The organism is Flavobacterium sp. TSSA_36, from assembly GCF_051547165.1.
In the GTDB taxonomy this organism is placed as follows: Bacteria; Bacteroidota; Bacteroidia; order Flavobacteriales; family Flavobacteriaceae; genus Flavobacterium.
The window spans coordinates 575,468-601,487 of record NZ_JBPTTP010000002.1; the positions used below are offsets into that span (position 1 = coordinate 575,468).

Sequence of the window (26,020 nt, forward strand, 5' to 3'; positions counted from 1 at the left end):
TCGTTATTCAAAATCAGGGTGCAAAGAAAAGAAAAATAAACGGATGAAACAAAAAATAATTACACAATTTTTAAAATTTCTTTTTGCAACATTTCCAAACTCTTAGTTACCGTTCTATCGATCACTTTTTCTCGGGGTTGACCGAAATTAAAGCCCTCAACTATGATGCCTTCAGGAGTAGCCAAAGCAATAAAAACACTACCAACACTAGCATCCGAATCCCCTTTTGATGGTCCAGCATTACCAGTTGTAGCAATGGCATAATCAGTTTCGAAGATTTTTTGACAATTTATAGCCATTACTTTCGCTACTTCTGCACTAACAACACTATGCGCTTCTATAGTCGACAAAGAGACCTGTAACAACTTCGTTTTCATCTCGGTAGCATACGCCACTATACTTCCTTTAAAATAATTTGACGCCCCTGGAACACCTGCAATTAATTGTGCAATTTTTCCTCCTGTACAACTTTCAGCAGTAGCTAAAGTCTTATTTTTTTGAGTTAATTGTTTTCCAATTACAAACTCTAACGTTTCTTCTTCATCAAAACCAACAATAATATCACCAATTATCTTACTCAAAGTCGCTAATCGGTTTTCTAATTCAGTGTCTAAAACTTGCTTGTTCTTACCTCTTGCTGTTAACCGTAATCTAACCCTTCCTGGCGCAGGCAAATAGGCTAATTTTATATAACTTGGCAGATTATTCTCCCAATCTTCTATGCGTTCTGCAACTAAACTTTCACCTTGACCATAAGTCAAAACCGTTTTATGAATAATAAAAGGTCGTTCATACTCATTAACTAGCTTTGGTACCAATTGATGATCCACCAAATATTTCATTTCATAAGGCACCCCCGGCAACGAAACAAAAACAGTCTGTCCTTTTTTAATCCACATTCCTGGAGCCGTACCAACTTCATTATGCAAAATTGTACACTTTGAGGGAACTAAAGCCTGATCCACATTCATTTGTGACGCTTTTCGTTGCAGCGCTTTTTCGATTAAGACCACCACATGAGCCTCCACTGCCGCATCACGAACCAATACATCCTCAAAATAATCACAGATGGTTTTTTTAGTAATATCATCCTTAGTAGGCCCTAAACCTCCCGTAACCAAAACGATATCGACTTGATCTTGCAGCAAAGCAAAAGTGTCTAAAATAGCCTGCTTATCATCACTAATAGACAGCATTTCTTTAATCTCAATCCCTATTCGATCCAAAGCTTTGGCAATGTAAGCTGAATTGGTATCTACAATTTGACCAATAAGTATCTCATCACCGATAGTAATTATGGCTGCTTTCATTTAACTAAAATATTATTTAAGACAATTGTGGATTAGCAAACGCATGACTTTTTTTATTTCAATAACTTAAAAAAGTCAAGTATTTATTTACGCGTAAAATCACATTCATCAGGGACATAAACATCTTTACTAATTGGGGTAATTTTGATTAGTTTAAAAGAACTATCTACAAAACCTTTATGATCTTTATAGAAAACAATATAAGGAATACCCTTTGGGAGGTTTTTTTCTAACTTCAATTCTTCGTAAGGTGTCATATGTGTTAAGAGAGGAAGATGGTATTCTGTTCCTTTTTTGATAATATAATGATAAGAAGATAATTTTTTATTTTGAGCTCTTTTCAAATTATCACTTTTGATAGAATATCTATAATAAGATTCCCCTTTAATTATCGTGTCCTTATCTACAGTAAAACTATAGTTTCTCACCTGATACCCTAAGGGATTCATAAAATGTTCATTATACTTACAAGGAATTCGAACAGCATCAGATTTAAAAAAGTCATACTTCAAAATTGAAGATCGAGATCGATTCCCATTTTGATCAAGAAAAAACAATTCAAAATTCAAACTATCACTACTCTTTAAAGTTAAAGTATAACTATTATCTTTTGAATTTGTTAAAATAAATTCTTTCCTAACTTTAGAATGATTCTCTAACTTATAATCATATTCTAACATATAATCAAAACGATATATTTTCTGCCCAAAAACAAAATTAGAGATTACTAATGCTGTAATTAAAATAAACCTCATATGTTTTTCAATAATTTACAAATCAAAATCCTTTTTGATTTCCTTAACAGCTTCTTTTACGCGTTTTTTTACGCTTTTAAAAGTCTCAATAATATCTTTTTTTCTTCCCTCTACTTTTGTCCAAGCTTCTACTTGAAGTATCTCCTCAAAAGCTACATTCAAACCAATTAAATCTAAAGTAGGTTTAATTTTATGCGCAAATGCATAGGCTTGTTTGTGGTCTTTATTATTAATTCCCTCTTTGATTTTTTTTAAATCTTCTGGAACTTCAGTAACAAATAAGGTTAAAATTTGATGAACAAATTCCTGATCATTATCAGAAAGCGCATAGACTTTGGAAAGGTTGTACTTTAATGCCATTATTTTACTTGTATTCTAAATAGTTGTTGTCCTTCTAAAAACCCCTCTAACACATCATTCGAACGAACTGCTGCTACTCCTGCGGGAGTTCCTGTAAAAATGATATCTCCAATTTTTAATGTAAAAAACTGAGAAACATAAGCTATCAATTCGTCAACACCCCATAACATATGACTTGTACAGCCTTTTTGAACTGTTTTTCCGTTATTGGTTAATTCAAATGTAATATTTTCTACGGAACTAAATTGATTTTTAGATAAAAATTCACCCACAACTGCTGAACCATCAAAGGCTTTGGCTTTTTCCCAAGGCAACCCTTTTTGTTTTAACCTATCTTGCAAATCTCTAGCCGTAAAATCGATTCCAACACTGATTTCGTCATAATATTTATGAGCAAATTTAGCATCAATATACTTTCCTACTTTATTAATTTTCACGATCAACTCTATTTCATGATGAATATCTTCTGAAAATTCAGGAATCACAAACGGATGTTGCTTGAGCAAAACAGCAGAATCAGGTTTCATAAAAACTACCGGCTCTTCCGGGCGTTCGTTTTTTAATTCTTCTATATGGTTGGCATAATTCCTGCCAATACAAATTATTTTCATTTCCTTAGTATTAGTATTTAGTGAATAGTAATTAGCGAACAAACACTATTCACTACTTACTCTTCACTAATCACTCTATTTTGTATTTAATTTTCTTAATTTAATTGCAGTCAATACTTTTTTGGTATACAAAGGAAAGTCTGCATTCTGAATCCAACTAAAGTAACCAGGTTCTGCTTCTAACACCTTTTCCACTTTAACCCCTTTATGCTTACCAAAAGTAAAAATTTCATCATTATCCTTATCAAAGGCTATCATTCCAGCAAAATCGGCTATTTTTTTTCGAGTGGTAAATTCAGATAAGGTCTTCATATCGTTTTCCAATTCCGGATAACGATCCAATTGTGCTTTTAGAATTTCATACGTCGCCATTGTATCCGCTTCGGCTGAATGGGCATTTTCGAGTGAATTTCCGGTGTAAAATTTCAAAGCAGCCGCTAAAGTTCTTTCTTCCATTTTATGAAAAATAGTCTGCACATCGACTGAAACTCTATTTTTCATATCAAAATCGAGTCCAGCTCTCAGGAGTTCTTCCGCTAATAAAGGAATATCAAAACGATCTGAATTGAACCCTGCCAAATCACTATCCTTAATCATACCATAAACTTGCGATGCCAATTCTTTAAAAGTGGGCTCATTAGCTACTTTCTCATCCGTAATACCATGTACCGCAGTCGTTGCTGCAGGTATGGGTATGGTAGGGTTCACCAACCAAGTTTTGCTTTCTTTGTTCCCGTTTGGGAATACTTTAAAAATTGAAATTTCTACTATACGATCTTTTCCAATATCAATTCCAGTTGTTTCAAGATCGAAAAAACAAATTGGTCTATTTAGTTTCAGCTCCATTTTATCCTAATAATTATAACTGCAAATATACTTTTTTAAGCAAGATTAAAAACTTTTAAAAACACTATAGTTATACAAATTACATGAATCTCAAAACATTACAAAAACAAAAGACATAAAAAAACCGACAATTCAAATTGAATGTCGGTTTTTTAATATCAAATAATTCTTAAAAATCACTGTTTGCATCAAACGCTTCTAGATAATCTGCTACTCTTTTCACAAAACTTCCTCCCAAAGCTCCATCCACAACCCTGTGATCATAAGAATGTGACAAGAACATTTTTTGACGGATTCCAATAAAATCTCCTTCAGGCGTTTCGATGACCGCAGGTACTTTTCTAATAGCTCCTAAGGCTAAAATACCTACTTGTGGCTGATTGATGATTGGAGTTCCAAAAACAGAACCAAAAGTCCCCACATTCGTTACCGTGTAAGTACCTCCTTGCGTATCATCTGGTTTTAATTTTCCTGCTTTGGCACGATTTCCTAAATCATTTACCGCTTTCGCCATTCCTACTAAGTTCAATTGATCGGCATTTTTGATTACTGGAACAATTAAATTTCCGTTAGGTAAAGCGGCAGCCATACCCAAATTGATGTTTTTCTTTTTGATAATAAAATCCCCATCAACAGAGATATTCATTCCTGGAAAATCTTTCAGTGCTTTGGCTACTGCCTCCATAAATATTGGCGTGTAGGTCAACTTCTCACCTTCTCTTTTTTCGAAAGCGGATTTAACACGATCTCTCCATTTTACGATATTCGTCACATCCACCTCGATGAATGATTGCACGTGAGCCGAAGTTTGAACAGAAGCTACCATGTAACCCGAAATCAGTTTACGCATTCTGTCCATTTCTACAATTTCGTCTCCTCCATTGACAGAAACTGGAGCTGCTTTTGTTGTAACAGGTACCACTGCAGACGGAGCTATAGTATCCACCATTAAAGATGGTGTAGCAACAATTTTAGGCTGATTGCCTCTATTTTTAATATATTCTAAAATATCAGCTTTGGTAATTCTTCCTTCTTTTCCTGTTCCAGAAATGGTTTTCAATTCCTCACTAGAAACACCTTCTTCTTTTGCAATATTTCTTACCAAAGGAGATAAAAACTGATCGGAATCTGAAAAATCAACAGGAGTTTGTACCACCTCTTTCGCAACTTCTATCGCTTTTTCGATAACAGTCACTGCTTCAGGAGTTGCATTTTCTATCACAGCTTCTGATACTGCACCCCCTTCAGTTTCAATAATAGCGATGGTTTGCCCTACTTGAACTAAATCATTCACCTGAAACAACTGCTCGACCAAAACACCAGAAACCTCACTCGGCACCTCACTATCTACCTTATCAGTAGCTATTTCTAAGACTGCTTCATCGGTTTCAATTGTATCTCCCACTTGTTTCAACCAATTGGTAATTGTTGCTTCTGCAACACTTTCTCCCATTTTAGGAAGTTTTAATTCAAATCTTGCCATATCAGTAACCTAAACGGTGTTTTTTGTTTTCTGCTTGCGAAATTAATAAATAAATTAAATTAAATTACAGTTTTTATAAATTATTCGGAATTTTCAAAACCACACCTCTTTGGTTATTATTATCACTTCCTATTAAAAAATTAGAACTTTTAGGAAGAATCTTAAAAACAAATCCTCTATTCTTTCGTGATTCCAAAAAAGCGATACATTCTCGAAAAGAAATATAATTATTATCCAGAAGTATTTCGGCTCCATTTTCCTTTATAAAAGAAGACGAATTTACCATTTTTTCTCCTTTAAAAGAATGAAACGCCACTTTTTTTCCCAAAGCCAACTGCAATTCCTGCGCAATTTTTTCATCGTTAGAAAAAAGACAATACATACTGAATTCTTTTTTATGCTTTGGTTTTCCTTGAAACATTTTTAAAATGGAAAACAAGAAAATCCCTAACTCCATAAAAATTTCAAAGAAAAAGGACGCTCTAAAATACTTTTTATAAAAAAAACGCATCGCTTCTTGAAAGCGTTTCATATAGGTACCGTCTTTTATAGTGCTTTCGCCTTTGTAATGCAGTACTGTAGTTTCGTGAAAATAAAAATTATCTTTTCCTTTTTGCAACACTTGATAGGATAAGTCGATATCATCGGAGTACATAAAGCAATTTTCATCAAAACCACCCACTTCTAGGTACAATTCGCGGGGGAGAAACATAAAAGCCCCCACTAGAATAGCTACTTTACCCGTTTGATCAGGATGTAAATGCTGAGCATAATATTTTGTAAAAATAGAAACATTAGGAAACCATCGATATAAACCCATAACTTTGGTAAAAGCCACCCAAGGCGTAGGAACACCGCGCTTACTTTCGGGTAAAAAGTTCCCTGAGCCATCAATTAATTTTACTCCAACAATTCCAAGATTTTTTTGTGCTTCGGCGAAAGCCAATACCTTTAAAAAAGTATCTTCGGCCACGACTGTATCTGGATTCAAAATACAAAGATATTCTCCCTTGGCGGCGGCAACGCCAATGTTATTGCCAATTGAAAAACCTAGATTTTCGCTATTTTGAATGAGTTTGACTTCTGGAAAGCGAGTTTGCATCATGGTGCAACTATCATCAGAAGACCCATTATCGACAACAATAATTTCGCCTTCAATGTTTTCTAGCGCTTTTTGAACGCTAAGTACACATTGTTCCAAGAAATAGCGAACGTTGTAATTAAGAATGATAACAGATAATTGCATGATGCAAATATAATGAGATAATATTCTCTCAAAAGCACAAGTGATCATTCTTGCTATTAAAAAATTATTATACATGTATTTCCTTATTTTTACCATTCATTAGAAGATATGCCCATGAAATTCTTATTGTACTTACTCTGTTGTTTTTCGATAGTTTACCCTCAACCCAATAAGGGTAGTGATGCTACTGCAATAAAAAACAAAAAATGTGAGTATCGCAAAACCAAAATAAAACCCCTGAGTACTTCTCCTCTATCGGATTCCCTAAAAGAAACTTCGGGTTTAGTGTTTTTTGAGGGTTTGTTTTGGACACACAATGACGACCATGACACCACGCTTTACGGTTTGGACGATTCAGGAAAAATCAAAAGAAAAATTAAACTAAATAATGTGGTGAATCATGATTGGGAAGAAATCACACAAGATAGTTCCTACCTATATATAGGAGATTTTGGCAACAATTATTCGGGGAATCGAAAAGATTTGAGCATTTTAAAAATTGAGAAAAGATCCTTTTTGCAAAAACAACCTCATATTGAAACGATCACTTTTTCGTATAGCAATCAAAGCAATTTTAGTCCGCAAAAAACCAACAAAACAGAATTTGATTGCGAAGCTTTTGTAGTAACAAATGACAGCATTTATTTGTTTACTAAACAATGGAAAACGGCTACTACAAGCCTTTATGCTTTGCCCAACAAAACAGGCCATCAAGTGGCACAACTACAAGCTTCTTGGGACTGCAAAGGCTTGATTACAGGCGCAACTTATTTGGAGACTGAGAAAAAAATTATGCTTTGTGGGTATACCAAAAGAGGAAGTCCTTTTTTATATCTTTTGTATGATTTTGAAGGCAATCATTTTTTTTCGGGTTCCAAAAAAAGAATCAATCTAAAACTACGATTTCATCAAATTGAAGGAATTGCAACGACTGATGGCAATAGCTTTTATTTGACCAACGAAGCTTTCGTCAGAAAACCTTTTTTGAGGATTCCGCAACAATGGCATGTGGTCGAGTTGAAAGATTAAATGAAAAATAGTATTAATAACAACTACAATTTAGTCCAACACTATTTATGCCACATAGAGCAGTTTATACTGAGCGAAGTCGAAGTACAGTCGAGAGTTACAAATGGTTCTCGACTGCGCTCGAACTGACAAATCAAACTAATTTATAAAAACCAATGTTACTCCTTAACCCCGATGGGAGCGGCATCCTCCTGGCTGGTGAACGAACCAGACAGGAGATATAGCGTACAGCGGGACCCATGTTTCCTGAAAATGCCTTTTGATGCTGTTCCTAAAAACAACTTGAGTCCTTTGATAAATAATTCGCAAATGGCTTAGAATAGTTTACTTTTGCAAAAAAACAAGCACTGTGAATTACCTATCTGTCGAAAATATCTCTAAGTCTTTTGGAGAACGCACTCTTTTTGAAAACCTTTCTTTCGGGATTAATAAGGACCAAAAAATTGCTTTTATTGCTAAAAATGGTTCAGGCAAAACCTGCATCATGAAAATTATTAATGGCGAAGACGAGCCAGATACGGGACAAGTGGTGATTCGCAAAGACATCAAAATGGCGTTTTTATCGCAAGATCATAATTTGCAAGACGAATTGACGATTGAGGAAAGTATTTTCGCTTCGGATAATGAAATTTTGAAAGTGATTGAACGCTACGAAAAAGCGTTGGAAAATCCTGAAGACGAAGAAGCCTATCAAAAAGCATTTGACCAAATGGATCAATTCAATGCTTGGGATTTTGAAACGCAGTTTAAGCAAATTTTATTCAAATTAAAGTTAGAAGACTTTAAACTGAAAGTCAAAAATTTGTCGGGTGGACAGAAAAAAAGATTGTCTCTGGCTATCATTTTGATCAATCGTCCGGACTTGTTGATTTTAGATGAGCCCACCAACCACTTGGATTTAGAAATGATTGAATGGTTGGAAAGTTATTTTGCTAAAGAAAATATTACCTTGTTTATGGTAACGCACGACCGTTTCTTTTTGGAGCGGGTGTGTAACGAAATCATAGAATTAGACAACGGAAAATTATACCAATACAAAGGCAACTATTCTTATTATTTAGAAAAAAAAGAAGAGCGCATTGCCTCTGAAAACGCGAGTGTTGACAAAGCTCAAAACTTGTTTGTGAAAGAATTGGAATGGATGCGCAGGCAGCCAAAAGCCCGTACAACCAAGTCGAAATCGCGTCAGGATGATTTTTACGTGATTAAGGAAAAAGCCCAAAGTCGCCGTCGCGAAAACAAAGTTGAACTCGAAATCAACATGGAGCGCATGGGTAGCAAAATTATTGAGTTGCACAAAATCTCAAAGAAATTTAAGGATCATGTGATTTTGGATAACTTTAGTTTTGATTTTCAAAGAGGAGAACGCATCGGGATTATAGGAAAAAACGGGACAGGAAAATCTACTTTTTTGAATGTACTAACTGGAACATTACCTTTGGATAGTGGAAAGGTAATCGTGGGCGACACCATCAAAATTGGCTATTACACCCAATCTGGAATCAACCCAAAACCCAACCAAAGAGTCATTGACATCATCAAAGAATACGGTGAATTTATTCCGTTGAGTAAAGGACGAATGATTTCAGCTTCGCAATTATTAGAACGCTTTCTATTTGATGCTAAAAAACAATATGATTTTGTAGAAAAATTGAGCGGTGGCGAATTGAAACGTTTGTATTTGTGTACCGTTTTGATTCAAAATCCTAATTTCTTAATTCTCGATGAACCTACCAACGATTTGGATATTGTAACCTTAAATGTATTGGAAAGTTTTCTTTTGGATTACCCTGGATGTTTGATGGTCGTATCGCACGATCGTTATTTTATGGATAAAATTGTCGATAATTTATTTGTGTTTAGAGGACAAGGCGAAATAGAAAACTTCCCAGGAAATTACTCTGATTTCAGAGCGTATGAAGACAGCGCTGATGTCGCTCAAAAAGAAGAAAACAAAGCCGAGAAAAAAGATTGGAAACAAAATAATCCCACCGGAAATCTAACTTTTAACGAGCAAAAAGAATTTCAAAAAATAGAACGCGAAATCAAAGATTTAGAAATCGACAAAGCCAAAATTGAACAGCTTTTTGCCGATGGCCTAGTCGTTGAAATCGAAAAAAAAGCCAAAGAACTAGAAAACATCATCAAAAAAATTGAAAGCAAAGAAGAACGCTGGTTTGAACTTTCGGCCAAATTAGAGGGATAAATTCGAGAAACCTACTTTTTTAAAGTTTTCTTAAAATTGCCGCGATAACTTATCAAATTATTATTTTTAGCCCTTATTAAATTTTATTTTTATGAAACAATTACTATCCGCCTTTTTATTCCTGCTTTTTTTTATTTCTTGTAGCCATGAACAACAAAAACCAGTAGATTATACTGCGCAAAATGACAAGGAAATTAAAGACTATTTAACCAAAAACAACCTAAGCGCACAAAGAACAAATTCTGGTTTATACTATAGTATTACTGAAGAAGGAACTGGAGAAAAACCAACAACAAGCTCAAATGTTACCGTGGCATACAAAGGGTATTTCACTAACGGAAATGTATTTGATCAAAGCAAAGCGGAAGGAATTTCATTTGGATTGAATCAAGTAATCAAAGGATGGACAGAAGGCATTCCTTATTTTAAAACAGGAGGAAGTGGCCAATTATTTGTTCCTGCTCATTTGGGGTATGGAAGTTTTAATTACGGCCCTATTCCAGGTGGTTCCGTTTTAATTTTTGATGTAAAATTAATCTCAATTAATAAATAATTCGAAGTATAATTTAAAAAAAAAAGCCATGATATCGTTTTTATTATGGCTTTTTATTTTTTGAAGCGCGCACAATTATGTTTTTTCAATTCAATTCTTATTTACGATTTCTCTGGCAATCCAAGAACGAACATGGAGTGCATTCGCCCTTTGTTTTTTCATTGGTCACGCAATGTTTCTATGATAAAAAAAAGAAACCTGAATATGTTCTTTTAAAAAAATACAGAAAAGCATTATACGAGAATAAAAACACAATTACTGTGACTGATTTTGGTGCAGGTTCAAGAGTTTTCAAATCCAACAAAAGGCAGATTTCAAGAATTGCAAAAACAGCTGGAATTTCGTCAAAACGAGCTGAATTGTTATTTAGAATTACGCACTATTTTCAGCCAAAATCAATGTTAGAAATGGGTACTTCTTTAGGATTAGCCACTTCTCCCCTAGCTTTAGGAAATCCAAAAGCCAAACTCACTACTTTAGAAGGCTGTCCAGAAACTTCGAAAATAGCCAGAGACCAATTGCAAAAAAGTAATTTCGAAAATGTAACTATTATTCCCACTCAATTTGAATCGTTTTTCACCTCAGACCAACTCGATACGAACTACGATTTCATCTACTTTGATGGAAACCATTCTAAGGAAGCAACATTACATTACTTCGAACATTTATTACCCACTGTAAACAACGAAACCGTTTGGATTTTCGACGACATTCATTGGTCAGCCGAAATGGAAGAAGCTTGGAAAATCATCCAAAGACATCCAAAAGTAACGGTAACCATTGACACATTCCAATGGGGAATGGTTTTCTTTAGAAGAGAACAAGCCAAGGAACATTTTATCATTAGAATATAATCTAAGAACAACTATTATTTCATTTTTAGGAATATGTACCTAGAAAATACGTGATCTCTTTTCGATTCACGCTTTCACAAATTAAATAAAAGAACAGCAGGCTTTTTTTATCATTACAGCCACTTAAAAATTAGTTTTTACTCCTCTTTAAACAAAAAAGAATATGACAATTGAACAACTTTTTAAAAACAATAAAGCATGGATTACCGAACATTTGAATAATGATCCTCATTTTTTTGAAAATTTATCCAAAAAACAAGAACCTGAATTTTTATATATTGGATGTTCTGACAGCCGAGTTACCGCTGAAGAACTCATGGGATTGCACCCAGGCGAAGTTTTTGTGCATCGCAACATTGCTAATCTAGTTCCTAATACGGATTTAAATTCCATGTCGGTGATTAATTATGCAGTAAATCATCTAAAGGTAAAGCACATTATTGTTTGTGGCCATTATGGATGTGGTGGTATCGCCGCCGCCATGCAACAATCGGATTTAGGCCTATTAAATCCGTGGTTGAGAAACATTAGAGATGTCTATAGATTGCATTTCAAAGAGCTGGAGTCCATCACTGACGAAACAACCAGAAACCGACGATTGGTAGAACTAAACGTGCAAGAGCAATGCATCAACATCATTAAAATGGCCGAAATTCAACAAGCCAATCTAGAGCGAAATTTGGTGGTTTATGGATGGGTTTTTGATTTATCAACCGGAAAACTAATTGATTTAAAAATTGATTTTGACACCATTCTACAAAAAATCACTACCGTTTATAAAATCACTAAGTAGATTTGTAAGTCAATAGCCGTTAGTGACTGTAACAAAAAACTGCTTTGGAATACTTATACTTTCAAAAATACCTTTTACATTTAAAGAAAAATAAACGTCACTCATTTTAATCATATTTCTAATGACAGAACCATTAATAAAAATCACCAATATTAAGCGAGATTTTCAACTAGGAAACGAAACCGTATATGTTTTAAAAGGAATTGATTTAGAAATTAACAAAGGTGAATATGTGGCTCTGATGGGGCCATCGGGATCTGGAAAATCGACTTTAATGAATCTTTTAGGATGTTTAGACACGCCTACATCGGGAAATTATATTTTGAACAGCAAGGATGTAAGCAAAATGAAAGATGATGAATTGGCCGAAATTAGAAACAAAGAAATTGGCTTCGTATTTCAAACTTTTAATTTATTACCCAGAACCACGGCTTTAGATAATGTTGCCTTACCCATGATTTATGCGGGGTATTCAAAATCAGAGCGAGTGCAACGTGCTACCGAAGTTTTGACACAAGTGAATTTATCTGACCGTATGGATCACCAACCCAACCAACTCTCTGGTGGACAACGCCAACGTGTTGCCATTGCGAGAGCCTTGGTCAACAAACCTTCCATCATTTTGGCCGACGAGCCAACGGGAAACTTAGACAGTAAAACTTCGGTTGAGATCATGAAATTGTTTGGTGACATTCATGCTCAAGGCAACACTGTTATTTTAGTAACTCACGAAGAAGATATTGCTGCTTATGCTCACCGTGTCATCCGATTGCGAGACGGATTGATAGAAACCGATACTACCAAATAATCTATACTAACCAAAACTATAACTATGTTCAAAAAACCAATTGTATCTTTATTCTTCTTGTGCTCCATTTCGAGTGTTCTAGCACAAGATGCCATTGAATGGAAAGAAGCGTCAAGTAATGGATATACCTATAAATATGTCTCTAACGACGCTACTAAAGCCCGATTTTATACTTTGAAAAATGGGTTAAGTGTTATTTTAAGTCCTACTCAAAAAGACCCCCGCATTCAGGCATACATAGCCATTAAAGCCGGAAGTAAAACCGATCCTTCTACCAATACTGGGTTAGCACATTACCTTGAACACATGCTTTTTAAAGGAACTGATAAATACGGGACCTTGGATTGGAACAAAGAAAAAGTGGAATTAGACAAAATTGATGCCTTGTATGAGCAGTTCAATCAATCAAAAGACAGTGTTGAAAGAAAAGAAATCTATAAGAAAATCGATCAAACTTCTGGAATCGCTAGCCAGTATTCAATCGCTAATGAATACGATAAAATGATGTCGGCCATGGGCGCTCAAGGCACTAATGCGTTTACTTCTTTTGAGCAAACAGTCTATACTGATGATGTCCCTAGTTCCTCATTAGACAAATACTTAGCTGTACAGGCGGAACGTTTTAGAAATCCAATTCTAAGAATTTTTCACACCGAATTAGAAGCAGTTTACGAAGAAAAAAACAGAACATTAGACAGTGATGGAAGAAAAGTTACCGAAGCATTATTTGCGAATATGTTCAAAAAACACAACTATGGCTTACAAACTACTATTGGTACAGTTGAACATTTAAAAAATCCCTCTTTACTAGAAATTAGAAAATATTTCAATAAATACTATGTTCCAAACAATATGGGAATCATCATGTCTGGTGACTTTAATCCAGATGAAGTAATTGCAAAAATAGACAAAGCCTTTACTTACATGCAACCCAAAGCAATTGAAAAATACACCTTTGAACCTGAGGCACCCATAACTGCTCCGGTATCCATTGAGGTGGTAGGACCAGATGCTGAGAGTTTAACTATAGGCTTTAGACTTCCCGGAAATAAAGACAAAGATGCCTTATTAGCCAATTTAGTAGGTCAAGTATTGACGAATGGTAAAGCCGGTTTATTAGATTTGAATTTGGTTAAAAAACAAAAAATGCTCAGAGCAAGCGCTTTTAACTATAGTTTAATCGATTATAGTGTATTGTATTTATCCGCAGCACCCACTACTGGTCAAACCTTAGAAGAAGCAAAAGCATTAGTCTTAGCTGAGATTGAAAATTTAAAGAAAGGAAATTTTGACGATGATTTAATTCCTTCCATCATCAATAACATTAAAAAAAGTAAGATTTACGAAACGGAAAAATACGGAGACCGCGCTAGTAATTTGATGAGCAATTTCACGTCAGAATTAGACTGGAGGAATCAAGTAGCCTATGTAAACGATTTGTCAAAATTAAAAAAAGAAGATATTGTAGCCTTTGCTAACAAATATCTTGGTGACAATTATGTAGTCGTTTTCAAAAGAAAAGGAGAAAACAAAAACAAGGTTAAAATTGAAAAACCACAAATTACTCCTGTGGAAACCAATGCGGACAAACAATCTGACTTCTTAAAACAAGTCAACGCTATTCCAAGCAATGCTTCTAGTCCTGTATTTCTAGATTACAACAAAGACATTCAGAAATCTAAAATTGAAAAAGCGGAAGTTTTGTATGTTCAAAATAAAGACAATTCTATTTTTAGATTAAAATACCGTTATAAAATCGGAACCTTGAACGACTTAAAGCAGGCTTTAGCCAGTCAGTACATTCAATTTTTAGGCACTGACACGATGAGTGCCGAACAAATTTCAAAAGCATTTTATAAAATCGCTTGTAGCTTCAACATCAACACAGGTGAAGAATATACCACCGTGAGCATTGAAGGATTACAAGAGAATTTTGAAAAAGCAGTGCAATTGTTCGAAACCGTTATTTCAAATGCCAAAGCTGATGAAAGTGCTTTAAAGGCTTTAAAGGCTAGAATTGCAAAATCTAGAAAAGATGTAAAAGCAAACAAAAATGCCATTTTACAAGGATTAACCAGCTATGCCACTTATGGGCCCGTAAATAAATTCAATTCTATTTTATCAACAGCCGAATTAGAATCCTTAACTACTGAGGATTTAATGAGCCGTTTAAAAAACATAAACAATTACGAACAAACCATCATTTATTATGGACCGGCTCCGTTAACTACTTTTGTAAATCAATTGAAAGCCCTACACGAAGTTCCATCAACTTTTATTGCAACACCAGCAGCCAAAGTTTTCAAGCCATTGGCTCAAACCCAAAACCAAGTGTTTTTTACCAACTATGATATGGTACAAGCCGAAACTCGTTGGGTAAGAAATACGGAAACCTATGATGCCAATAAAAATGCAATCATTAATGTATTCAATAACTATTTCGGTGGCGGTATGGGATCAGTGGTTTTTCAAACTATTAGAGAAAGTAAAGCCTTAGCCTATAGTACCTATGGATATTATGTAGAACCTCAAAAGAAAGAAGACAACTATCTTGTTTTGAATTATGTCGGAAGTCAAGCTGACAAATTCAAAGAGGCTACAACAGCAATGAATGAACTTTTGAACAACTTACCTGAAATAAACGGAAATTTAAATTTAGCCAAAGGTCAAGTTAAAAAAGACATTCAAACTGAAAGAATTACACAAGACAATATTATTTTTAATTACCTAGCAGCAAAACAACTAGGATTAAAAGACGATATTAGAAAAAAGACATTCTCATCTGTAGAACAAATTTCTATGCATGACCTCAAAACTTTTCACAATAACTTCATCGCCAATAAACCTTACAGTTATGCCATTGTAGCTTCTGAAAGTAAGATTGATATGAATGAAATGAAAAAACTAGGAGAAATAAAGAAAATATCTTTAGAAGAAATTTTCGGATTCTAATTTTTTTATCCACTAAAGAAAGACTGCTTTTAGCGGTCTTTTTTTATATTTACAGCCATCAACAACCATTGATAAAATAAACTTAGAACACTTACCCTAATGAAAGTATATACTAAAACTGGTGACTCAGGAACCACATCCCTATTTGGAGGAACGCGAGTACCAAAAGATCACGCTCGAATTGAAAGCTACGGTACAGTTGATGAGCTGAACTCCTACATTGGCTTGATTCGTGATCAAGAAATGGACAACCATTACAAAAACACACTCATAGAAGTGCAGGATCGTTTATTTACTATAGGAGCTATTCTTGCTACTCCACCAGAAAAAGAAGTTCTAAAAAACGGTGAATTGCGTCTAAAAAACTTAGGCATTACTGATAAAGATATTGAATTCCTTGAAATAGAAATTGACACTATGGAAGCTTTATTGCCTCCAATGACGCATTTTGTACTTCCGGGCGGCCATACCACTGTGTCATATTGTCATATCGCGCGTTGTGTATGTCGACGTGCAGAGCGTTTAGCGGTACATTTAAGTCATAACGAGCCAGTAGCTCCAATAGCAATTCAGTACTTAAACCGACTTTCTGACTATCTTTTTGTATTGGCACGAAAGTTGACCTTGGACTTAAACGCTGAGGAAGTAAAATGGATTCCGAGAAAGTAATTTTTTTCCTAAAAAAAAACGTTCTTAACTTTACGCAAAAATAATTTACATTTTACTTGTTTTATTCCGTAAAAAATTTATTTTTGCACAAATTAAATCGACAAAATATGTATTGGACATTAGAATTAGCATCTTATTTAAGTGATGCACCATGGCCTGCTAACAAAGACGAACTTATTGACTACGCTATTAGAGCAGGTGCTCCATTAGAAGTAGTAGAAAACCTTCAATCTATTGAAGATGAAGGCGAGATATATGAATCAATGGAAGAAATTTGGCCAGACTATCCTACCGACGAAGATTATCTTTGGAACGAGGATGAGTATTAAAAAGTAACCCAAGAAAAAGTCTCCAAAAAGAGGCTTTTTTTTTGTTTTAAATAACACAAAATATAAAATAGAAATACAACTAAATCATGAGTTTCATAAACAGCATATTAAAAGTATTTGTAGGCGATAAATCTCAAAAAGACGTTAAAGCTTTACAACCTTATTTAAGTAAAATAAAAACTTTTGAGAGTAGCTTGCAAGCCTTGTCACACGACGAATTAAGAGCAAAAACTGCTTACTTTAAAGAGAAAATAAAACAAGCTAGAGCAGAGAAAGATGCCAAGATTTCGGCTTTGAAAGAAGAAGTAGAAACCATCTCTGATATTGACAAAAGAGAGGATATTTATATCGCTATAGATGCTCTTGAAAAAGAAGCTTATGATATTTCTGAAAAAACCTTAATGGATATTCTTCCTGAAGCTTTTGCAGTGGTTAAAGAAACCGCCAGACGTTTCAAAGAAAACACAACCATTAGCGTTAAAGCCTCTCCAAAAGATAGAGAATTATCAGCCACTAAAAGCTACATCAATATTGTGGGGGATACTGCTAATTGGGCTAACTCATGGAATGCTGCTGGTAAAGAAATTACCTGGGACATGATCCACTACGACGTGCAGTTGATCGGTGGAATGGTATTGCATCAAGGTAAAATCTCTGAAATGCAAACGGGTGAAGGAAAAACGTTAGTAGCTACTTTGCCATTATACTTGAATGCCTTAACTGGAAACGGAGTGCACTTGGTAACCGTAAATGATTACTTGGCTAAACGTGATAGTACTTGGAAAGCTCCTTTATTCGAATTTCATGGTTTGACTGTTGATTGTATTGACAACCACCAACCGAATTCTGAAGGCAGAAAAAAAGCCTACGATGCAGACATCACTTACGGAACCAACAACGAATTTGGTTTCGATTACCTAAGAGATAATATGGCACATTCTCCAGAGGATTTAGTGCAACGCAAACACAATTACGCCATTGTCGATGAGGTGGATTCTGTGTTGATTGATGACGCTAGAACTCCTTTGATTATTTCTGGTCCTGTTCCTGAAGGTGATCGCCATGAGTTTAATGAATTGAAACCAAAAATCGAAAACTTAGTAAGTTTACAACGTCAATTGGCTAATGGATTTTTGGCTGAAGCTAAAAAATTAATTAAGGAAGGTAATACCAAAGAAGGAGGTTTCAATTTATTGAGAGCCTACAGAAGTTTACCAAAGAACAAAGCCTTAATTAAATTCTTGAGTGAAGAAGGTATCAAACAATTACTTCAAAAAACCGAAAATCAATACATGCAAGACAATAATCGCGAAATGCACATTGTTGATGAAGCTTTATATTTCGTAATTGAAGAAAAAAACAATCAAGTAGAATTGACGGATAATGGAATTAAATTCCTTTCTGGCGATACAGATGCAGACTTTTTCGTTCTTCCAGACATTGGAACCGAAATTGCCGCTATCGAAAAGCAAAATTTAGATAAAGACACTGAAGCGGAAGCAAAAGAAAGATTATTCCAAGATTTTGGTGTAAAAAGCGAGCGTATTCATACTTTGACTCAGTTATTAAAAGCCTATTCTCTTTTTGAAAAAGATGTAGAATACGTGATCATGGACAATAAAATCCTTATTGTTGATGAACAAACAGGACGTATTATGGACGGCCGTCGTTACTCTGACGGATTACACCAAGCCATTGAAGCCAAAGAAAATGTAAAAATTGAAGCAGCCACTCAAACTTTTGCTACTGTTACTTTACAAAACTACTTTAGAATGTATAACAAACTAGGTGGTATGACAGGAACAGCTGTAACAGAAGCTGGTGAGTTATGGCAAATCTACAAATTAGACGTAGTTGAAATTCCTACCAATAGAGGAATGGCTAGAATTGACAAAGACGATTTGATTTACAAAACGACTCGTGAAAAATTCAATGCCGTAATCGAAGATGTTACTGAATTATCTAAAGCTGGAAGACCGGTATTAATTGGAACAACATCTGTAGAGATTTCTGAGCTATTGAGTAGAATGCTTAAAATGCGTGGTGTAACGCACAATGTATTGAATGCAAAAATGCACAAACAAGAGGCTCAAATTGTAGAAGAAGCTGGTAAACCAGGTGTGGTAACTATTGCTACCAATATGGCGGGTCGTGGAACGGATATCAAATTGACCCCAGAAGTAAAAGCAGCTGGTGGATTGGCCATTATCGGTACGGAACGTCACGATTCACGTCGTGTGGACCGTCAGTTACGTGGTCGTGCAGGTCGTCAAGGAGACCCAGGAAGTTCTCAATTCTATGTGTCACTAGAAGACAACTTAATGCGTTTGTTTGGTTCGGAAAGAGTAGCCAAAGTTATGGATAGAATGGGCTTACAAGAAGGAGAAGTGATTCAACATTCTATGATGACCAAATCTATTGAACGTGCACAGAAAAAAGTAGAAGAAAATAACTTTGGGGTTCGTAAACGTTTATTAGAATATGATGACGTTATGAATGCACAACGTGAAGTGGTTTACAAACGTCGTCGTCATGCTTTACATGGAGAGCGTCTAAAACTAGACATCGCCAATATGTTGTATGATACTTGCGAATTGATTGTTACCAACAATAAATTAAGCAACGATTTCAAAAACTTCGAATTTGAATTGATTCGTTATTTCTCTATTACGTCACCAGTTAGCGAAAGTGATTTTGCCAAACTGAATGAAATGGAATTAACTGGAAAAGTATACAAAGCCACTTTGGATTTTTACACCGAAAAAACAGCAAGAAGTGCTAGAGAAGCTTTTCCTATTATCAAAAGTGTATATGAGGATCAAAACAACCAATTCGAACGTATTGTAGTTCCTTTCTCTGATGGCATCAAATCCTTGAATGTGGTGACCGATTTGAAAAAAGCTTATGATACTGAAGGAGCGCAATTGGTAGCTGATTTTGAGAAAAACATCACTTTAGCGATTGTAGACGAAGCTTGGAAAAAACATTTACGTAAAATGGACGAATTGAAACAATCGGTTCAATTGGCAGTTCACGAACAAAAAGACCCATTGCTTATTTACAAGTTAGAAGCCTTCAACTTATTCCGCTCTATGTTGGATAATGTGAATAAAGAAGTGATTTCATTCTTGTTTAAAGGTGACTTACCTGCTCAAGAAAATCAAAGAATTCAAGAAGCTAAAGAAGTAGAACGTCCAAAAGAGGATTACCAATTGAATAAAGACGAAATCGAGAACAGCGAAAGTATCAATCGCGAGGCAGGACAAACACAAGCCCGTCAAGTGACTGAAACTATTGTTCGCGACCAGCCTAAAATTAATCGTAATGACACGGTAACTATTCAAGAAGTAGCTACTGGCAAAACAGAAACGATGAAATACAAAAAAGCCGAAAGCTTATTGGCAGCTGGAACTTGGGTTTTAGTACCCTAAACCCAATTTTATATAACAAAACAAAGGCTGCCCAAAAGGTAGCCTTTGTTGTTGTATGATATTTGTTACTTTTCAACGGATTAAAATCCGTTGCTACAATATTGATCGTTCCTACGGAACTATTGTTCAACGGATTGAAATCCGTTGCAATTAAATTTTACTTTTCAACGGATTAAAATCCGTTGCTACAATATTGATCGTTCCTACGGAACTATTATGTTATTTATCTTTCTCCTCGTAGTAGCGCGCCTCGATGCGTTTGATGTCTTTGATGGATTTTCGTGCCCAATCGAGTCGTTTTTCGAGAATTTGGGCTTCGGTTAATTGCCAAGGAATATCAGAATTGCGCAGCCGATTGGTTAGATTTTGCAAAATAATTGCTGCCGATACTGAAATGTTTAAACTCTCGGTAAAACCTACCATAGGAATTTTGAGAAATCCATCAGCTTTTTGCATGATTTCTTCGGATAAACCTTCTTTTTCTGTACCAAAACAAAAAGCACTAGGCTTAGAAATATCAAAATGGTCTAACAAACAATCATCAGTATGTGGTGTGGTAGCGATGATTTGATAGCCTTTGTTTTTTAATGTATCAATACAATTTCCTACCGAATCAAAAGAGTTGATATCTACCCATTTTTGAGCGCCCATAGCAATTTCCTTGTCGATACTTTTGCCATAGCGCTGCTCAATTACATTCAGGTTTTGTACACCAAAAACCTCACAACTACGCATAACCGCACTAGCATTATGCATTTGAAACACATCTTCGACTACCACTGTAAAGTGATTGGTTCTTTCTTGAAGTACTTTTATGAATTTTTCTTTTCGGTTATCGGTCAAAATATTTTCAAGAAAATGGAGATACTCTAAATCTATCATGTAACGTTTTTTTTTGGCAAAAATAGGAAAAGTAATTAGTCCTTAGCAATTAGTGATTAGTAAATAGTATTTGGGTTTTGGAATTTGGAATTTGGATTTTGAGTTTTGGATTTTAGAATTGGGAATTGAATGAAAAAATGATTTTATTTGAGTTGTTGTTTTTGCGTGAGGGATAGGAATAAACTACCGAAGTAGTATGGATAGCCCGACCGCAGCTTCGCAAAGGGGCGCATAACACGCTTGCTGAATGCCCCTTTGTGAAGCTGTGGGCACGCCCAAATAATGGTAAACAAATTAATTTTCGACAAATGAAAAAGAAATTAGTAGTATTAACAGGAGCTGGAATAAGTGCTGAAAGCGGCATAAAAACCTTTAGAGATAGCGACGGATTGTGGGAAGGGCACGATGTAATGGAGGTGGCAACGCCTGAAGGTTGGCGAAAGAATCCTGCTTTGGTTTTGGATTTTTACAATCAAAGAAGGAAGCAATTATTGGAGGTCAAGCCGAATTTGGCGCATCAAGTTTTGGTGAATTTGGAACAGGATTTTGAGGTTCATATTGTCACACAAAATGTAGATGATTTGCATGAACGTGTGGGAAGTCAACAGGTGTTGCATTTGCATGGTGAGTTGCTAAAAGTACAAAGTACACGAAATGAGTCCTACGTTTTGGATTGGAGAGGTGATTTGCAACTGGGAGATTGTGATACGAACGGCAACCAGTTACGTCCGCATGTTGTGTGGTTTGGCGAGGCGGTTCCGGCACTGGAAACTGCGATTACTCTGGTTGAACAAGCGGATTATATCGCGATTATTGGGACTTCGTTGCAAGTGTATCCTGCGGCTGGACTGACAGATTTTGCGCCAAAAAATGTTCCGATTTTTTATATTGACCCCAAAGCGACTACGATTTCGAATGTGAAAAATCCGCTAAGTTGTATTGCTATGAAGGCTACAGAAGGAATTCTTGTTTTGCAACAAAAGTTATTGGAATTAGAGAAAAAAACTAAGTCTTGAAAACTGAATACTGAACACTTATGCTTATTTTTGTGCCTTTCGAACAAAAAACACAACAATGACTACTTTAAACGAATTAAATGCCATTTCTCCTATTGATGGGAGATATAGAAATAAAACAATTGCATTAGCGCCTTTTTTCTCAGAAGAAGCGTTGATTAAATACCGTGTTTTGGTTGAAATCGAGTATTTCATTGCCTTATGCGAACAACCTTTACCACAATTGACTGGAGTAAACCCAAATGTATTTGAGAGTTTACGCAACCTCTACAAAAACTTTAGTACCGAAGATGCGCTTTGGATTAAGGAAACTGAAAAAGTGACCAATCACGACGTAAAAGCGGTAGAATACTTTATAAAAGACGCTTTTGAAAAATTGGGTCTATCGGCTCACAAAGAGTTTATTCATTTTGGATTGACTTCTCAGGACATCAACAATACGGCTATTCCGCTTTCGACAAAAGAAGCATTTGAAAAAGTGTATATGCCATCCTTGATTGGTTTAATTGCTAAATTGAAAGAGTTAAGTCAAGAATGGGCTCACGTTCCTATGTTGGCACGTACGCACGGACAGCCTGCCTCTCCTACTCGTTTAGGAAAAGAACTTGGGGTTTTCGTTGAGCGTTTGGAAGAACAAATGCGTTTGTTGTTCAACATTCCGTTTGCGGCTAAATTTGGTGGTGCTACTGGAAATTACAATGCACACCACGTTGCCTATCCACAAATTGACTGGAGACAATTTGGTAAAAAATTCGTAGAAGACACTCTGGGATTACACCACTCTTTCCCAACGACTCAAATTGAACATTACGACCATTTTGCTGCATTTTTTGATGCTTTAAAAAGAATCAACACTATTATTATCGATTTGGATCGCGATATTTGGACGTATGTTTCTATGGAGTATTTCAAACAAAAAATCAAAGCGGGCGAAATTGGTTCATCGGCTATGCCACATAAAGTAAACCCTATTGATTTTGAAAACTCCGAAGGAAATTTAGGCATAGCCAATGCGATTTTTGAACATTTGTCTGCCAAATTACCTTTATCAAGACTACAACGTGATTTAACAGACAGTACGGTTTTGAGAAACATTGGAGTACCAATGGGACATACACTTATTGCTTTTGAAGCGACGTTGAAAGGATTGAACAAATTGTTATTGAACGAAAGTAAATTCCACGAAGATTTAGAAAACAATTGGGCAGTAGTTGCAGAAGCTATTCAAACGATTTTACGTCGCGAAGCCTATCCAAATCCTTATGAAGCGCTAAAAGGTTTGACTAGAACGAACGAAGCAATCACTAAAGATTCAATGCATGCATTTATAGCTACTTTAGAAGTTTCTGATGCCATAAAAGCAGAATTACTACAAATCACACCCAGTAATTTTATTGGGATTTAATCGTCCAAAAAATATTTTTACCAAAAAAAGCTATCCTAACCGATAGCTTTTTTTGGTTTTTAACTTTTTGTTGTAGCTCAAAAACAGGATTTCAAAAACGATTTTTGTAAATTAGCCAAAATAGAGATTTTATAATTTTCAAAACCAAAAATAATGAGTGCAGTTGCAGAAGCATCAACCCATCTTGAACCACTAATTACTGATTTGGGGTTAATACTTATGACGGCAGGAATTGCTGTATTACTGTTCAAAAAATTAAAGCAACCTTTGGTTTTAGGGTATTTGATAGCTGGATTTTTGGCTGGCAATAATTTTGATTTTTTCCCAACCATTCGCGATACCAAAAGTGTTGAAGTATGGGCAGAGATTGGTATCATCTTTTTACTATTCAGTTTGGGTTTAGAATTCAGTTTTAAAAAACTAATCAAAGTAGGCGGAACGGCATCGATAACAGCCATCACTCAAATTAGCTTTATGATTTTTTTGGGCTATTTTGTGGGCCAATTGCTAGATTGGTCCAAAATGGATAGTCTTTTTCTAGGTGTAATTTTATCTATTTCATCAACAACTATTATTTTGAAAAGTTTTGATGAATTAGGGATAAAAGTACAACGATTTGTAGGGAATGTAATTGGTGCGTTAATCGTACAAGATATTATTGCCATTCTATTAATGGTTCTTTTGTCTACTATAGCCGTTAGTGAAAATTTCTCCGGCGGCGAGTTGCTTCAATCGATTTTGAAATTGGTTTTCTTTTTAGTGCTTTGGTTTTTGAGTGGGATTTTTATCATTCCAACGGTATTAAAAAAAGCCAAGCATTTATTAACAGATGAGATGTTACTTATCATATCTATAGCTCTTTGTTTGTTAATGGTAATTTTGGCTGCTAATGTTGGTTTCTCTCCCGCTCTTGGTGCCTTTATTATGGGTTCTATTATTGCCGAAACCACTCAAGCGGAACATATAGAGCATTTAGTAAAGCCCGTAAAAGATTTGTTTGGTGCTGTCTTTTTTGTTTCGGTAGGAATGTTGATTGACCCGCATGCTTTAGTAGAACATGCAGTTCCTGTACTAATTTTATCTATAGCAACCATACTTGGTCAATCTATTAGTTCAACCATTGGATGCCTTCTCTCTGGACAACCCCTAAAGGAATCTGTGCAGACAGGAATGAGTTTATCACAAATTGGAGAGTTTTCATTTATCATTGCTACTTTAGGAATTACGCTCCAAGTGACTAGTTCATTCCTTTATCCAATAGTTGTTGCCGTTTCTGCGATGACTACTTTTAGTACGCCCTATATGATTAAATTTTCAGGTCCCTTTTCTGATTTTTTAAGTAGAAAACTACCCAGAAAATGGCTTAAAAGAATTGAACGTTATAGCGCAAGTACCCAAGCCATCAAAACAGTTAACAATTGGAAAACTGTCATTAATGCTTACTTGACACAGGTTGTTATTCATTCTATTATAATTGTTGCCGTTATTTTACTTTCTTCAAGATTCATTCTGCCATTAGTAAAAGAATATCCGTTTGGAGCAGCTATCGGTGCTTTAATTACATTGATTTTTTTAGCGCCATTTCTTTGGGCATTATCGTTAAGAAGAGTTGCGGTTGCCGAGGTTAGTATTCTTTTGGAAGAGCGAAAATCTAGAGGCCCAATGGCCATGTTGTTCTTATTTAGAATACTAATTGCCATTGTTTATATTGGCTTGTTATTGAATATCTTCTTTTCTCCAAAAACAGCTTTAGTTGCGTTTGTAGTGGCTATTATTCTTTACTTTTTGTTCCAAAAAAGATTAAACCATCAGTACCACAAAATAGAGAATCATTTTTTATCCAATTTAAATGATAGAGAAATTAGCAAAGCTAAAAGAAGTCGCAGTGATTTATCGCCTTGGGACGGTCACATGGCGGTTTTTGATATTGCGGCCGAATCGAATATTGCTGGTGAGACTTTAAAAAAATTACAACTAAGAGAACAACTAGGAATTAATATTGCTTCTATCAAAAGAGGAGAGATTACCATTCATATTCCAGACGCCAATGAGCGTATTTTTCCTGGTGATGAAATCAATGTTATTGGTACCGATGCTCAAGTGCAAGAATTCAAAAAATATTTGGACCAACATGAAATTGAAGCTACACCAGAAATCATAGAACCTGATATTGTACTCCGACAAATAGAGTTGAAAAACCATGCTTTTATTGGTAAAAGCATCAAAGAATCTAAACTTCGTGAAAAGACAAAAGGGCTTGTGGTTGGTATAGAAAAAAGAGGGAAACGCCAATTAAATCCCGAATCTAACGTTGTTCTTGAAAAAGACGATATCTTATGGATTGTAGGAGATAAAAAACGACTATCCGATTTGGTTCATGACTAATTCTAACCAAGAAAAACACGTCTCAAACAACAAAAAAGCCCTCGTGATTCACCTATCAGAGGGCTTTTTTCATAAACTTATATTCAATTATAGGGCT

General features: G+C 35.3%; 21 protein-coding genes. 13 read left to right on the plus strand and 8 right to left on the minus strand.

Features of this window, described 5'->3' with window-relative positions:
* Positions 1-59: 59 nt before the first annotated feature.
* The 7 genes from ACSVH7_RS06540 to ACSVH7_RS06570 all read right to left on the minus strand — a co-directional run bounded on the left by ACSVH7_RS06540 (position 60) and on the right by ACSVH7_RS06570 (position 6,611).
* Positions 60-1,310, minus strand: coding sequence for a CinA family nicotinamide mononucleotide deamidase-related protein (locus ACSVH7_RS06540; protein WP_438065892.1), 1,251 nt, complete (start codon positions 1,308-1,310; stop codon positions 60-62).
* A gap of 83 nt (positions 1,311-1,393) precedes the next feature.
* Positions 1,394-2,065, minus strand: coding sequence for a hypothetical protein (locus tag ACSVH7_RS06545; RefSeq protein ID WP_438065893.1), 672 nt, complete (start codon positions 2,063-2,065; stop codon positions 1,394-1,396).
* 15 nt (positions 2,066-2,080) lie between these two features.
* Positions 2,081-2,425 carry an Hpt domain-containing protein gene (locus ACSVH7_RS06550; RefSeq protein ID WP_438065894.1) on the minus strand — a complete coding sequence of 115 codons (345 nt, stop codon included), beginning with the start codon at positions 2,423-2,425 and terminating at the stop codon, positions 2,081-2,083.
* The gene (locus ACSVH7_RS06555) at positions 2,425-3,036 is read right to left on the minus strand and encodes a fumarylacetoacetate hydrolase family protein (protein WP_438065896.1); all 612 of its coding nucleotides are present in this window, start codon (positions 3,034-3,036) and stop codon (positions 2,425-2,427) included. Before ACSVH7_RS06555 ends, ACSVH7_RS06550 begins: the two co-directional genes overlap by 1 nt.
* Before the next feature lie 75 nt (positions 3,037-3,111).
* The gene (locus ACSVH7_RS06560) at positions 3,112-3,882 is read right to left on the minus strand and encodes an exonuclease domain-containing protein (protein WP_438065898.1); all 771 of its coding nucleotides are present in this window, start codon (positions 3,880-3,882) and stop codon (positions 3,112-3,114) included.
* Positions 3,883-4,051: 169 nt separating this feature from the next.
* On the minus strand, positions 4,052-5,365 hold the full coding sequence (locus tag ACSVH7_RS06565; RefSeq protein WP_438065900.1) for a dihydrolipoamide acetyltransferase family protein: 1,314 nt from the start codon (positions 5,363-5,365) through the stop codon (positions 4,052-4,054).
* 73 nt (positions 5,366-5,438) lie between these two features.
* Positions 5,439-6,611 carry a glycosyltransferase family 2 protein gene (locus ACSVH7_RS06570; protein WP_438065937.1) on the minus strand — a complete coding sequence of 391 codons (1,173 nt, stop codon included), beginning with the start codon at positions 6,609-6,611 and terminating at the stop codon, positions 5,439-5,441.
* A gap of 114 nt (positions 6,612-6,725) precedes the next feature.
* Here ACSVH7_RS06570 and ACSVH7_RS06575 point away from each other — a divergent pair, with 114 nt between their 5' ends.
* From ACSVH7_RS06575 to secA, 10 genes are all read left to right on the plus strand, one after another.
* Positions 6,726-7,640 carry a T9SS C-terminal target domain-containing protein gene (locus tag ACSVH7_RS06575; RefSeq protein ID WP_438065902.1) on the plus strand — a complete coding sequence of 305 codons (915 nt, stop codon included), beginning with the start codon at positions 6,726-6,728 and terminating at the stop codon, positions 7,638-7,640.
* A gap of 349 nt (positions 7,641-7,989) precedes the next feature.
* A complete protein-coding gene (locus tag ACSVH7_RS06580) occupies positions 7,990-9,846 on the plus strand; it encodes an ABC-F family ATP-binding cassette domain-containing protein (protein WP_438065904.1) in 1,857 nt (618 codons plus the stop codon).
* A 91-nt stretch (positions 9,847-9,937) separates the two neighbouring features.
* On the plus strand, positions 9,938-10,399 hold the full coding sequence (locus ACSVH7_RS06585) for an FKBP-type peptidyl-prolyl cis-trans isomerase (RefSeq protein ID WP_438065906.1): 462 nt from the start codon (positions 9,938-9,940) through the stop codon (positions 10,397-10,399).
* Between the two features lie 77 nt (positions 10,400-10,476).
* A complete protein-coding gene (locus tag ACSVH7_RS06590; RefSeq protein WP_438065907.1) occupies positions 10,477-11,253 on the plus strand; it encodes an O-methyltransferase in 777 nt (258 codons plus the stop codon).
* Between the two features lie 163 nt (positions 11,254-11,416).
* Positions 11,417-12,046: a carbonic anhydrase gene (locus ACSVH7_RS06595; RefSeq protein ID WP_438065909.1), complete on the plus strand. Its 630-nt coding sequence runs from the start codon at positions 11,417-11,419 to the stop codon at positions 12,044-12,046.
* Positions 12,047-12,167: 121 nt separating this feature from the next.
* Entirely contained in the window at positions 12,168-12,854 is a 687-nt protein-coding gene (locus ACSVH7_RS06600; RefSeq protein WP_438065911.1) for an ABC transporter ATP-binding protein, read from the plus strand.
* A 24-nt stretch (positions 12,855-12,878) separates the two neighbouring features.
* Positions 12,879-15,806, plus strand: a complete 2,928-nt coding sequence (locus ACSVH7_RS06605) for a M16 family metallopeptidase (RefSeq protein WP_438065913.1) — start codon at positions 12,879-12,881, stop codon at positions 15,804-15,806.
* Positions 15,807-15,905: 99 nt separating this feature from the next.
* A complete protein-coding gene (locus ACSVH7_RS06610) occupies positions 15,906-16,475 on the plus strand; it encodes a cob(I)yrinic acid a,c-diamide adenosyltransferase (protein WP_438065915.1) in 570 nt (189 codons plus the stop codon).
* A gap of 107 nt (positions 16,476-16,582) precedes the next feature.
* The gene (locus ACSVH7_RS06615) at positions 16,583-16,804 is read left to right on the plus strand and encodes a DUF2795 domain-containing protein (protein ID WP_007138072.1); all 222 of its coding nucleotides are present in this window, start codon (positions 16,583-16,585) and stop codon (positions 16,802-16,804) included.
* Positions 16,805-16,890: 86 nt separating this feature from the next.
* On the plus strand, positions 16,891-20,235 hold the full coding sequence (secA, locus tag ACSVH7_RS06620) for a preprotein translocase subunit SecA (protein WP_438065917.1): 3,345 nt from the start codon (positions 16,891-16,893) through the stop codon (positions 20,233-20,235).
* A 219-nt stretch (positions 20,236-20,454) separates the two neighbouring features.
* On the opposite strand, the gene ACSVH7_RS06625 is transcribed toward secA, so the two are convergent.
* Positions 20,455-21,117 carry a TrmH family RNA methyltransferase gene (locus ACSVH7_RS06625; RefSeq protein WP_438065919.1) on the minus strand — a complete coding sequence of 221 codons (663 nt, stop codon included), beginning with the start codon at positions 21,115-21,117 and terminating at the stop codon, positions 20,455-20,457.
* Between the two features lie 308 nt (positions 21,118-21,425).
* Here ACSVH7_RS06625 and ACSVH7_RS06630 point away from each other — a divergent pair, with 308 nt between their 5' ends.
* From ACSVH7_RS06630 to ACSVH7_RS06640, 3 genes are all read left to right on the plus strand, one after another.
* Complete coding sequence (locus tag ACSVH7_RS06630) at positions 21,426-22,133, plus strand: SIR2 family NAD-dependent protein deacylase (RefSeq protein WP_438065921.1); 708 nt, start codon at positions 21,426-21,428, stop codon at positions 22,131-22,133.
* A gap of 58 nt (positions 22,134-22,191) precedes the next feature.
* Positions 22,192-23,538 carry an adenylosuccinate lyase gene (purB, locus tag ACSVH7_RS06635; RefSeq protein ID WP_438065923.1) on the plus strand — a complete coding sequence of 449 codons (1,347 nt, stop codon included), beginning with the start codon at positions 22,192-22,194 and terminating at the stop codon, positions 23,536-23,538.
* 153 nt (positions 23,539-23,691) lie between these two features.
* A complete protein-coding gene (locus tag ACSVH7_RS06640; protein WP_438065925.1) occupies positions 23,692-25,923 on the plus strand; it encodes a cation:proton antiporter domain-containing protein in 2,232 nt (743 codons plus the stop codon).
* The last annotated feature ends 97 nt before the right edge of the window (positions 25,924-26,020 follow it).

Excerpts from the sequence above, each read along its gene's own strand:
- ACSVH7_RS06540 (WP_438065892.1), bottom strand. The coding sequence starts at position 1,310 with ATGAAAGCAGCCATAATTACTATCGGTGATGAGATACTTATTGGTCAA.
- ACSVH7_RS06545 (WP_438065893.1), bottom strand. The coding sequence starts at position 2,065 with ATGAGGTTTATTTTAATTACAGCATTAGTAATCTCTAATTTTGTTTTT.
- ACSVH7_RS06550 (WP_438065894.1), bottom strand. The coding sequence starts at position 2,425 with ATGGCATTAAAGTACAACCTTTCCAAAGTCTATGCGCTTTCTGATAAT.
- ACSVH7_RS06555 (WP_438065896.1), bottom strand. The coding sequence starts at position 3,036 with ATGAAAATAATTTGTATTGGCAGGAATTATGCCAACCATATAGAAGAA.
- ACSVH7_RS06560 (WP_438065898.1), bottom strand. The coding sequence starts at position 3,882 with ATGGAGCTGAAACTAAATAGACCAATTTGTTTTTTCGATCTTGAAACA.
- ACSVH7_RS06565 (WP_438065900.1), bottom strand. The coding sequence starts at position 5,365 with ATGGCAAGATTTGAATTAAAACTTCCTAAAATGGGAGAAAGTGTTGCA.
- ACSVH7_RS06570 (WP_438065937.1), bottom strand. The coding sequence starts at position 6,611 with ATGCAATTATCTGTTATCATTCTTAATTACAACGTTCGCTATTTCTTG.
- ACSVH7_RS06575 (WP_438065902.1), top strand. The coding sequence starts at position 6,726 with ATGAAATTCTTATTGTACTTACTCTGTTGTTTTTCGATAGTTTACCCT.
- ACSVH7_RS06585 (WP_438065906.1), top strand. The coding sequence starts at position 9,938 with ATGAAACAATTACTATCCGCCTTTTTATTCCTGCTTTTTTTTATTTCT.
- ACSVH7_RS06590 (WP_438065907.1), top strand. The coding sequence starts at position 10,477 with ATGTTTTTTCAATTCAATTCTTATTTACGATTTCTCTGGCAATCCAAG.
- ACSVH7_RS06595 (WP_438065909.1), top strand. The coding sequence starts at position 11,417 with ATGACAATTGAACAACTTTTTAAAAACAATAAAGCATGGATTACCGAA.
- ACSVH7_RS06600 (WP_438065911.1), top strand. The coding sequence starts at position 12,168 with ATGACAGAACCATTAATAAAAATCACCAATATTAAGCGAGATTTTCAA.
- ACSVH7_RS06605 (WP_438065913.1), top strand. The coding sequence starts at position 12,879 with ATGTTCAAAAAACCAATTGTATCTTTATTCTTCTTGTGCTCCATTTCG.
- ACSVH7_RS06610 (WP_438065915.1), top strand. The coding sequence starts at position 15,906 with ATGAAAGTATATACTAAAACTGGTGACTCAGGAACCACATCCCTATTT.
- ACSVH7_RS06615 (WP_007138072.1), top strand. The coding sequence starts at position 16,583 with ATGTATTGGACATTAGAATTAGCATCTTATTTAAGTGATGCACCATGG.
- secA (WP_438065917.1), top strand. The coding sequence starts at position 16,891 with ATGAGTTTCATAAACAGCATATTAAAAGTATTTGTAGGCGATAAATCT.
- ACSVH7_RS06625 (WP_438065919.1), bottom strand. The coding sequence starts at position 21,117 with ATGATAGATTTAGAGTATCTCCATTTTCTTGAAAATATTTTGACCGAT.
- ACSVH7_RS06630 (WP_438065921.1), top strand. The coding sequence starts at position 21,426 with ATGAAAAAGAAATTAGTAGTATTAACAGGAGCTGGAATAAGTGCTGAA.
- purB (WP_438065923.1), top strand. The coding sequence starts at position 22,192 with ATGACTACTTTAAACGAATTAAATGCCATTTCTCCTATTGATGGGAGA.
- ACSVH7_RS06640 (WP_438065925.1), top strand. The coding sequence starts at position 23,692 with ATGAGTGCAGTTGCAGAAGCATCAACCCATCTTGAACCACTAATTACT.